9 protein-coding genes are annotated in these 10,163 nt (G+C 41.4%); 3 read left to right on the forward strand and 6 right to left on the reverse strand.

Translation table 11 applies throughout. The features are described 5' to 3' along the window. Positions 1–17: 17 nt before the first annotated feature. From RMY31_RS25990 to RMY31_RS26000, 3 genes are all read right to left on the reverse strand, one after another. Entirely contained in the window at positions 18–491 is a 474-nt protein-coding gene (locus RMY31_RS25990; RefSeq protein ID WP_322666349.1) for a BON domain-containing protein, read from the reverse strand. 103 nt (positions 492–594) lie between these two features. Continuing rightward, the gene (locus RMY31_RS25995) at positions 595–1,533 is read right to left on the reverse strand and encodes a hypothetical protein (RefSeq protein WP_322666351.1); all 939 of its coding nucleotides are present in this window, start codon (positions 1,531–1,533) and stop codon (positions 595–597) included. Positions 1,534–1,575: 42 nt separating this feature from the next. After that, entirely contained in the window at positions 1,576–1,854 is a 279-nt protein-coding gene (locus RMY31_RS26000) for a GlsB/YeaQ/YmgE family stress response membrane protein (RefSeq protein WP_322666352.1), read from the reverse strand. A 529-nt stretch (positions 1,855–2,383) separates the two neighbouring features. On the opposite strand from RMY31_RS26000, the gene RMY31_RS26005 reads away from it, so the two are divergent. Together RMY31_RS26005 and RMY31_RS26010 are read left to right on the forward strand one after the other, a co-directional pair. Further along, positions 2,384–2,506, forward strand: coding sequence for a hypothetical protein (locus tag RMY31_RS26005; RefSeq protein WP_409878437.1), 123 nt, complete (start codon positions 2,384–2,386; stop codon positions 2,504–2,506). Positions 2,507–3,081: 575 nt separating this feature from the next. Continuing rightward, the gene (locus tag RMY31_RS26010; RefSeq protein ID WP_322666354.1) at positions 3,082–3,264 is read left to right on the forward strand and encodes a CsbD family protein; all 183 of its coding nucleotides are present in this window, start codon (positions 3,082–3,084) and stop codon (positions 3,262–3,264) included. Positions 3,265–3,688: 424 nt separating this feature from the next. On the opposite strand, the gene RMY31_RS26015 is transcribed toward RMY31_RS26010, so the two are convergent. Continuing rightward, positions 3,689–4,804, reverse strand: coding sequence for a hybrid sensor histidine kinase/response regulator (locus RMY31_RS26015; RefSeq protein WP_322666356.1), 1,116 nt, complete (start codon positions 4,802–4,804; stop codon positions 3,689–3,691). A 310-nt stretch (positions 4,805–5,114) separates the two neighbouring features. Between RMY31_RS26015 and RMY31_RS26020 the strand changes: the two genes are divergently transcribed. After that, positions 5,115–5,828: a response regulator gene (locus tag RMY31_RS26020; RefSeq protein WP_322666358.1), complete on the forward strand. Its 714-nt coding sequence runs from the start codon at positions 5,115–5,117 to the stop codon at positions 5,826–5,828. 49 nt (positions 5,829–5,877) lie between these two features. Here RMY31_RS26020 and RMY31_RS26025 read toward each other — a convergent pair whose 3' ends face one another. Together RMY31_RS26025 and RMY31_RS26030 are read right to left on the reverse strand one after the other, a co-directional pair. After that, positions 5,878–8,628 (reverse strand): cation-translocating P-type ATPase, encoded by a 2,751-nt coding sequence (locus tag RMY31_RS26025; protein ID WP_409878440.1) that lies wholly within the window; start codon positions 8,626–8,628, stop codon positions 5,878–5,880. 363 nt (positions 8,629–8,991) lie between these two features. Beyond that, entirely contained in the window at positions 8,992–9,531 is a 540-nt protein-coding gene (locus RMY31_RS26030; RefSeq protein WP_322666360.1) for a hypothetical protein, read from the reverse strand. Positions 9,532–10,163 lie beyond the last annotated feature (632 nt).

Consider the following 10,163-nt stretch of genomic DNA (forward strand, 5'->3'; position numbering starts at 1 on the left):
AACAAAAGCAGAATTTTTTAGTTATTTTTTTCAGTTTTAGCCGGAGCTACAGTAGCTTGAATCTTTACATCTTTAACACCTTTAATTTCTTTTGCTAGGTTAGCAATTTTATCGTATTGCTGCTGGGTAGGAACAGTTCCTGATACTGTAACAACACCATCTTTTGTTTCGATAACGAGCGCACTAGCAGGTATATTTGCTTCCAATTTACTACGAACCTCACTGGCAACATCTTTATCAGATCTATTTTCTAATGCACCTTCATTAAAAGTATTGTTGCGTTGTTCACTCGCTCTGATATCTTCATTTAGTTGTCTTCTACGAGTTTCGCTGATAGCATCTTGTTTAGCATCTTTTGCCTCTTCGGCACTCGGCACTTTTACTTCATCTTGAGTAGAGTCTGGAGCCACACTAGAAGTTTTTGCTCCGTTACAAGCAGCTACACTAAATAACAAAATGCCACTTGCTAAAAAAGTAACTATTCTTTTCATCTTTACCTTCCTGTATTAGAATTATTCAATAATTTATGGTAAGCTAACAACTTTGTTTCAGAATACTTCAGTCATGCTAACTTTTATAGTTCCAACTCACTTTCTAACGCTTCTTACTAATTAATTGATAATTGTTGATAGCCGTGTTAACAACTAGTGGAACATAGATATGAAAATTTTCTACTTTGTTAGCTTTTAAAATAGTTTTTGCAGCTGCGATCTGGATATCAGTACCACTGAGGACTACTAAATAACTGCCCGGAGTCAAACAAGACTTATAATGTTTTGCAATTTCATCAGGCATTCCTAAATTAGTCAAGTCATAATTACTAATGACATTCACATTGCTAAGACTTTCATCAAAAAGTCTTTCTTGGATAAATAAAGAAACTTGACTCGTAGGATAGCCAGCTTCTTTTAATTCAGTAAGTGCTTGCTCTGCATATTGGCATTCATAAAAAATACCAGCTGCATTTTTGTAGCGGTATGCCAAGGGCGTAGATACCTTATAAACTCCCCACCGTTGAATACCAAATTGACTAAGAATTTTTTCAGCAATATGAATTTCTTCTGCACCACTTACTATTACTAAATAGTAGAAGCTTTTAGATACTAAATCACTGTAAAGTTTTGCTTCTTCTTCAGGAATACCTAAACCTATCAATGCACCACCTAGACTACCTGCGGCTGCACCAACAGCACCGCCAGCTAAAGCTGTCGCAATTGCTGTTGCTTCTGCACCCGCAAACATTATGGGACCAACGCCAGGCACTGCTAAAAGTCCTAAACCAACTAACGAGCCACTCAAGTCACCCAAAGTACTGCCAGCAATTGCTCCAGCTAATGCTGCTTCGTCAGCTTGATTACCAATATGTTCCCTAACTTCAACGCCGACAATTTCGTCTTCTTGTTCTGCATTGCGTGCAACTACAGAGACTTTATCCATCGGAAATTTAGCTACTTTTAGTTCAGAAAACGCTAATTCTACATCTGAACTTTTGGCAAAAACTCCTACTGCTCTTTGCTGTACTCCTTTTTCCATTTCTCTGTAGTTTTTCTAAAATTGTTAATTAGCTTGAGGTAATTACACAGCCCGTCTAGTAAATAAACCCCAAAGAAAAATCAACAACATAGCACCAAGAACAGAAAAGATAATACTTCCAATAGATAAAGCACCTATTGATGCCGCAGCTGCTGCACTACTACCTAACAAAATTTGACCTAAATAACCACCTATTAAAGCTCCCAAAATTCCTAGCCCAATAGTGGCAAAAATACCGCCCCCTTGGTGTCCAGGATAAAATGCTTTAGCTAATGCACCTGCAATTAGACCTAAAACTAACCAAGCAATTATGTTACCCATGTCAATCACTCCTTTGTATAATTTGTTTTGGGGTTTTCGTTTTTGACAATTACATATTAAAATTTAGCTCTGATATTTATAATCTATCTGGCGAACTAATATTGAAAATCTTTAGATAATAGATAGCCATCAAAGCCTCTTCTTTCAGATTGAATACAAATATTAAATCTCTAGATGAGATATTACTGTTTTAAATATGATTGTTTTACAGTCTGATTTTCTATGAATTTCTGTCTTGAAAATGGGGACTGATGACGGATGAAGTATGACTCCTTGGGAGCGTCGGCAGCCCCCGTCTTGATAGTGAGGCAGTTCTGTCTTGGGGTCTCCCCAAGTAGAAGAACTGCTGTTAGCGCAGCGAAGCGCGAGTCCTCTCCCAAGGTGAGACGCTAAGAGCGAACGAGCGTCACCCGTTAGGGTCTTGGGATTTCACGCCACTCTCTACCCTGCGGGAAGCCGCAAAGCGTCTACAAGCCGGGGAACCCGTCCAACGGGGTGGCTCGGCTCCCCAAGTAGAGGAGCCAGCGCTGTGCGGAGGGAAACCCGCCCACGCGGCTGCCTCCCCGTTGTAGCAACTGCCGTCAAGTGGCGTGAGACGCTACGCGACCGAGCGTCTGGGGGACTGCCGAAAGGATTGCTGGCTCACTATTGATTGGGAAAGAGATATTTTCATGCTGTTGTTGTGGGCAATTGTCCGTGGTTGTCTCGCTTGAAAATGGGTATAGGGGTGTAAGCGTTTAGGGGAAAGATATTTCAACTTTGGTTGTGGGATTTTACTGTGAATGGCTGATTTGTAAGTGTGGAGTAGGGAAAACTTGTAACAAGTTCTCCCCTGCCCCTTGCTTTTCAAAACAGATGCGCGTTCAAACTACTTTATGCTGTTTCTCCCCAGGTGTTATCTGCTCAAGTGGTAGAGCTAGGATTGACATACTGCCAACTTGCTGTAGCTACACAATTATCAGTTGGTTGCACTGAGTGATGTCTACCTACAGTCATAAAGCCTTTTATCTTTTGATAAAATCAGGGAAGTATTTACCTCTATCTAGAGATAAGTATTTGAATCTAAAAGATAAGTTTAAATTTAAAAAAACTACGTAGCACGGATAACAAAAATTGATTAATTATATTCTTCAGAGAGAATGCAAAAAAAAATTAAACAGATAATCTATAAATGTTGGATGGCTTAATAAGCCTTTTAGTAAAGAATTCAGATAAGTAGGAGTATATATGAGTATTGAAAATAGAGCAAAAGCTGTAGCCAAAAATGTCGAAGGTAAAATTCAAGAAGTAGTCGGCGATATTACTGGCAACCCAAATGATAAAGCTGAAGGTCAAGCAAAGCAAGCAGAGTCTCAAGTTCGTCATACTGCCGAAAATCTCAAAGATGAAGTTAAGAAGGCTCTAGAATAATACGGTTTCAACCTTTAGGGAAAAAGATTATTAATTTATCTTTACTTTTTCCCTAAATTAATTCCTTTTTGCAGCATTTTTTAATGAACTGAGCTAAACCACTTGCTTATACAGCGTTTTTCAGGTAAATGAAGTACACAAGTAGGGGCGAACGGCCGTTCGCCCTTACAATTATCTGTACCTCACCAACTTGAAATCTGCTGTAAATGCCAATCCTACAACTCTGGACAACAGAGTAACGCAATAGCTTATTCTGATTCCAGCTATAGTTTATAAAGCAGAAAATTACTGTACATAAGGTTGGTAATTACAAAAATCCGTGTCTGTCTCTTGCCTGTATTTGGTGTTCGCAGTGAAAATCTGCGAACACTATTTTATTCAGTCTTGCCATCAAAAAAACTAAATATTATTACGATTTTGCTTCTCAATTAGCCGTATTTATCGGCAAATTTATAGTAAATATACTGCCATAGCCTGGTTCAGATTTCACTGCAATTGAACCCTGATGTGCCTCAATGATGTAACGAGATAAATATAGCCCTAAACCACTACCTGAACCCTGATGTTTACCAGGACGAAAACGTTCAAATAATAATGCTTGGTCTTGTTGAGAAATTCCAGAACCTGTATCTTCAATTTCAATCAGTACATTCTTCTCAGATAAATTTAAGCGAACATCAATATAACCTTTTTCTGTAAATTTAATTGCATTGCCTATAATGTTTGTTAAAACCCGTCGCAATTCTACGCGATCGCCCATTATAGTAATGTTTATTTCTTGCTCGCTATTTATATTTTCTGCCAATCCAAATTTTAAATTTAGTCCTTTTTCTTCTGCTAGCGGTTTTAATTGTTGAATAACTTCGTTAACTAATTCTTGAATATTACATGGAGAAACATTTAAGTATTTACAGCCAGCCTCATGTCTGTAAACTTCTAACAATGTATTCACCATTGCCAGCAAATCCGTATTGCTGCCCACCATAGTATTCACTATTTCAATTAATTCTGGTGTAACTGCACAAAACATTCCTTCTCCCATTAATTTTAATACCCGGTTTGCAGCTACCAGAGGTGTTCGCAAATCATGAGTGAACCGCGAAACAAAATCTTCCCGCAGACTAGCCATGTGGTCGCGTTCGTCTATACTATGTTTGAGACGCAAAAGCGATCGCACTCGTGCTTGTAGCTCATCTGGGTCGAATGGTTTACGAATAAAGTCATCAGCACCTGCGTCCAGTCCTTCAACCACGCTAGACTGAACGTGAGCGGTAATTAGCAAGATCGGAATGTATGGTAGCGTTTTATTTTGTCGCACACGATGAGTAAACTCATACCCATCTAATTCCGGCATCATTACATCTAAAAGTATTAAATCTGGTCGAAACTCGTCAACTATACTTAAAGCAGTTTTGCTATCTTCCACTAAGTTAATTTCATAGTCTTCATCTTGTAAAATTGCCGCTAGTAGTAGCAAATTGTCATAAACATCATCAACAACCAAAATTCTGTCTTTTTTAGCAAATTTATTTGAAACCATAGTTAATTCAATAATGAGGAAAAGTATTTCATTTGATTACCGTTTCATCCATCTCCAGCCTAAACCCTAAGAATTTAGTTATCTAAAACATAAAGTTTATCTTGTAAAATGCATACAAATGTACTATATGTCAAGTTTTTCTGATAAACTTTTATCGTTATCCCACTACAGTAGAGTTTTTTTATCACTTATGGTAGATGTAGTTTCCTAAAAAAATACTAAATATCTACCTCTTGGTATAAACTTCCAAATAGAAGGGCAATGTATTTTATTCTGTACTTTAGATAGATTCGGGTAGAGGTAACCAGCCATGAGTGAGATTAAGGTCGTTGTGATTGAAGACCACAACCTTACTAGAATAGGCTTACGGGCTGCTTTACAAACCGAGGCAGAAATTAAAATTGTTGGTGAAGCTGCTAATGCAACGGATGGGTTGCAGCTTCTAAAGGCGCTAAAGCCAGATGTTGCCACTATCGACATTGGCTTGCCTGACATGGATGGTATTGAACTGACACGCCAGTACAGACAATGCCAACAAGAGAATCCAGAATACACAACAAAATTGCTAATTCTAACCATGCAGAATAGCGAGGAAGCTGTGTTGGCTGCTTTTGGGGCGGGAGCAGATTCTTACTGCATGAAGGATATTGAAAGTGAAAAGTTAGTGGATGCAGTCAAAACTACTTATACAGGTAGCCCATGGATTGACCCAGCAATTGCAGATATTGTACTCCGGCAAGTACGCGAGGACAATGTTAGTGGAGGAGCAAGTACAAAAAGGGTGATGATTGAAGGTCTTGACCCAGAACTTGAGAAAACCATCGAAACTTCTGCCTTGACTCAACGAGAAACGGAAGTTTTGGAGTTGATTGTTGCTGGATGCGATAATGCAGAAATTGCCAACAGACTTTACTTGACTGTCGGTACTGTCAAAACTCATGTTCGCGGGATTCTGGGTAAACTCTGTGTTGCTGACCGCACGCAAGCTGCTGTCCGTGCTTTGCGTGCTGGTTTAGTGCATTGAGCGCCAAGATTCTGTAGCTGAGTCAGGAGTTCCTGACTCAGGTATCCACCTAGTTAAGCGGATCGAAGCGCTGCAAAATAAGAGCTATGAACACTACTGGCAAACCTACACCTATAGAAATGAGAGCTTGGGTAAATGTCAAAGGTGTGGTATCAAATACTTGATTCATCATGCTCCACTGACTCAACAGACATTGTAAAATCACTACAACTACAATTCCGATCGCAGGTGTATAAGCTACGGGTGTACGTTTACCTTGGATTCTCACGACTAGAGATGGTAAAAACTGGCTAATGCTTAACAGGTAAAAGACTTCTGCCGCCACCAGCCCATTAATTGCCATCGTGCGCGCCAATGGTTCATTGCCTGTAGTTTGAAGTATCCATTGAAACATCCCAAAAATTACCAGCCAATTGAAGATGGAAATCGCCACAATGCGCTGGAGTAACCCACCCGATAAAAGTCTTTCTCTGGGGTTGCGCGGTGGTTGTTGCATCACCTGTCCAGATTTTGGCTCAAAGGCAAGCGGAGCAATCAATGCTATTGAACTGACCATGTTGAGCCAGAGAATTTGGATTGGTAAGATGGGAAGCACGGTTGCTAGGAGAATGGCAATCAAAATTGTCATGGATTCTCCAACGTTGATCGGCAGCAAGAAGGCGATCGCTTTTCGCAAGTTGCGGTAAACACCTCGTCCTTCCTCCACAGCAGCTTCAATTGAGGCGAAGTTATCGTCAGTTAGAAGCATATCCGCCGATTCTTTGGCAACCTCTGCCCCGGCTATACCCATTGCTACACCAATATCTGCCTGTTTGAGAGCTGGAGCATCGTTGACACCATCTCCAGTCATGGCCACAATTTCGCCCTTAAGCTGCAACGCTTTCACCAGACGCAACTTTTGTTCTGGCGCAACTCGCGCAAATACCATACCTTGTTCAGCCGCTTGGGCGAATTCTTTTTCATCCATCTGAGCTAATTGCTGTCCGGTGAACACCTGTTCTTCAGTTGAGCAAATTCCCATTTGACGGGCGATCGCAGCTGCTGTTAGTGCATGGTCGCCTGTAATCATCTTCACCTGAATCCCGGCAGATTGACAGGCTTTGACTGCGGCGATCGCTTCCTCACGAGGCGGATCGATTATGCCTTGAAGTCCCAGAAACACCAGTCCTCGATCGATATCATTACGATCCAAGGATCGCTTAGTGGCAACTTCTTTGCTGGCAAAAGCTAGCACTCGTAATCCTTGGTTTGCCATGTCAGCAACTTCCTGTTCTACTGCGGCAGGATTGAGACGAGCGAGTTGTCCTTGAGCATCGAGCAGGCGATCGCATCGTTGGAGAATTGCCTCTACAGAACCTTTGAGATAAATCACATTCAGCGATCGCTTTGCATCTAATTCATGCAAAGTCGCCATGTACTGGAATTGGGACTCAAAGGGAATGGTGTCTATTCTAGGTAATTCTTGCTCTAGATTCGCTTGCGTCAATCCCGCTTTATTGGCAGCTGTAATCAATGCTCCCTCAGTTGGGGTTCCTACTAAGTCCCACTGTCCGTCTCCCCATTCGATATGAGAATCATTGCAGAGCAATCCTGCTTCCAAGGATTCCCAAAGAGCAACATGTCCATCTCCATTGAAATCAACAGGCTGTCCATTCATCAGGATTTCACCGTCTGGGGCATAACCAATACCGCTAACGGTGTAGTGTTGTCCACCTACATAAATCTTTTGAACCGTCATCTGATTCTCAGTTAATGTCCCAGTTTTGTCAGAGCAGATAACGGTGGTACTTCCCAAGGTTTCCACAGCAGGTAGCTTGCGAATAATCGCCTTACGTCGTGCCATCCGGGAAACTCCGATCGCTAAAGTGACGGTAACAATTGCAGGCAATCCTTCGGGAATCGCGCTGACTACCAGAGCCACACTCGCTTTGAAAACATCAATCCAAGATTCGCCTTGTCCTAATCCGACTGCAAATGTCAGAGCAGCCAAACCTAAAATGACATACAACAAGCTTTTGCTAAACTTGTCAATATTTCGCGTCAGCGGTGTTTTCAGATGTGTGCTGCTTTCAATTAACTGCGAGATGCGACCGATTTCAGTGGCATCTGCGATCGCTACTACAATCCCTTCTGCCTGTCCAAAACTGACGAAACTTCCGGCATACACCATATTGCTTCGTTCGGCTAACGGTGTTTCGACAGCCAGCGATGCCGTTGCTTTCTCCACCGGAACGGATTCGCCTGTTAAGGCAGACTCGTCAACTTGCAAACCACGCACACTTAATAGCCGCAGATCGGCGGGTACTTTATCCCCAGATGCTAGCAGTACCAAATCACCAAGAACAAGTTCAGTCGAAGCCAGACGGGTTTTTTGACCATCGCGAATCAAAGTTGCTTCGGTAGTGACAGCTTTGGATAGAGCAGCGATCGCGCCTTCTGCTTTCGATTCTTGAATGTAGCTAATGATGACATTAATTAGGGTGACGGCAAAAATTACTCCCGCATCTATCCAATCTCGCAGCAGCAGCGTTACTACTCCCGCCGTCAGCAAAATGTATAGTAGTGGTTGATTAAATTGCTCTAAAAATCGTAGCCAAGGACTTTTTCCACTTTTACCAGTCAGTTGATTTGCACCCATCTGCTGGTGTCGTTTGGTAGCTTCTTCATGGGTCAAACCTGCTTCCGGATGGCTGGCTAACGTTTGCACAACCTTTTGTTCGCTCAGAGTATGCCATTCATAGTTGAGTAAATCTTTTGTTGTCTGGGCAAAAGTATTTGTAGCGATCGTATCTGCTGTCATCTCAGTCTCCAAATTGAAAGAACCGCTAAACTAATTCGTAATTAAGATTCATCAGAGGATGTTTGAAAAGTCCTTTCATTGGTAGTAAAAAGTTTTAGATCCCCCTTAAAAAGGGGGGAAACTTCTGAAAGTCCCCCTTTTTAAGGGGGGTTACGGGGGATCAATAAGTGCCTAAAATCACAGCTAACCACTTTTCAAACAACCTCTCAGATTTAATATGGGGCGTTCTGAAATTGACATTTTTGGATATGACAAAACAACAATTCTTTGCGTCTATGCGTGAGATTAATTCATACTTTCAATCAGCAACGCCTAATATCGCTTTCTCTGTTTGAATCTGTACCTTTTTTCAAATTAGTGTTATTACGAGAATCTTTTGCTAAGTTCATAAACATGCCACTCTCGTACACCCCAGTAACGGAGAATCGGTTCTGCTTGCCAGATTTCATCTACTGTTCCCTCTACCTTCACCAAGAATTCTTCTTGGGATGTAGGCTGACAGAGTAAAACTTGCCTTTCGGGAGCAAACCAACCTTGAAAAGCACCATAAACACTACCAAAAAGCGCACTCGCTCCACCCGCCAGCAGCGTACCCACCACAGATTCAACCGCTAACGCTGGCCCAAAACCGGGAATAACTAATACACCAAGTCCGGCTGTGAGTGCCAGGAATCCCCCGGCTGTTCCGCCTGTAATTGCACCTGCTTTGGCACCTTCGATAGGAGTCATGGTATGTTTAATCGCATTAGCATCCTTGTGCAACTTTTCGTGTTCAGAGTCTAAAGTAAACACAGAAATTTTCTGCATCGGAAAGTCAATCGCTCTGAGTTCATCAAGCACCTGTGTTGCCGCTTGATGAGTAGAAATGATGCCCATTGCATTTTTAACTGGACTGAAATTCATAACAACATCTCCTATAAAAATGTGTCAGTTTCAAACGAAGTATTAATAATCTCGAAATAGTAAGCAACTATGGTTTGCAGTGTGAGCAGGAACCGTACCGTTAGAACGATTCACGTAAACAATAGCAATAAAGCTTGTTATATTTACTACATGCTATATAAGCAAATGCCACGTTTGTTAAGCCCTGTTGCTTTAGCTCAATACCCTTCTATTCCACGATTGCTCATAAATGTGAACAAAAAGTGATTGAAGAAGGCAGAAGGAAAAGCAAAATGCCTGATTGCTTATTCAAAATGCTTAAATGCTTTCTCAAAGCCCAGTTTGCTTTCTCATTTCAGTACTAACTCATACTTTTCTATTGAAATAGCTGCGATCGCACAAGTTGAACAGCACAGGCAGTCCCAAACCTTTAGTACAAACGATTGACAGCCTTACAAGATAGGGGTTTCTTAACTGGCTTTCTTACTTAAGCTGGCTCCTACAGTTGAGAGTATATCCCTCTTTTATCACTTTGGGAGAACCCAATCGCTGAAAGCCTTTCGAGGCTTTAATTTCTAAGTTTTGGCTATAAATTTTAGTTACTGTTAGAAAATAAAGGCTCAAAGCTTGACTCAATCAAAGTTTCAGAATCT

The sequence above is a fragment of the Dendronalium sp. ChiSLP03b genome (genome assembly GCF_034531165.2).
In the GTDB taxonomy this organism is placed as follows: domain Bacteria; phylum Cyanobacteriota; class Cyanobacteriia; order Cyanobacteriales; family Nostocaceae; genus Dendronalium; species Dendronalium minutum.

Bases quoted from the DNA above. Each gene is read 5' to 3' on its own strand.
- RMY31_RS26000 (WP_322666352.1), bottom strand. From the start codon at position 1,854: ATGGGTAACATAATTGCTTGGTTAGTTTTAGGTCTAATTGCAGGTGCA.
- RMY31_RS26015 (WP_322666356.1), bottom strand. From the start codon at position 4,804: ATGGTTTCAAATAAATTTGCTAAAAAAGACAGAATTTTGGTTGTTGAT.
- RMY31_RS26030 (WP_322666360.1), bottom strand. From the start codon at position 9,531: ATGAATTTCAGTCCAGTTAAAAATGCAATGGGCATCATTTCTACTCAT.
- RMY31_RS25990 (WP_322666349.1), bottom strand. From the start codon at position 491: ATGAAAAGAATAGTTACTTTTTTAGCAAGTGGCATTTTGTTATTTAGT.
- RMY31_RS26025 (WP_409878440.1), bottom strand. From the start codon at position 8,628: ATGACAGCAGATACGATCGCTACAAATACTTTTGCCCAGACAACAAAA.
- RMY31_RS26020 (WP_322666358.1), top strand. From the start codon at position 5,115: ATGAGTGAGATTAAGGTCGTTGTGATTGAAGACCACAACCTTACTAGA.
- RMY31_RS25995 (WP_322666351.1), bottom strand. From the start codon at position 1,533: ATGGAAAAAGGAGTACAGCAAAGAGCAGTAGGAGTTTTTGCCAAAAGT.
- RMY31_RS26010 (WP_322666354.1), top strand. From the start codon at position 3,082: ATGAGTATTGAAAATAGAGCAAAAGCTGTAGCCAAAAATGTCGAAGGT.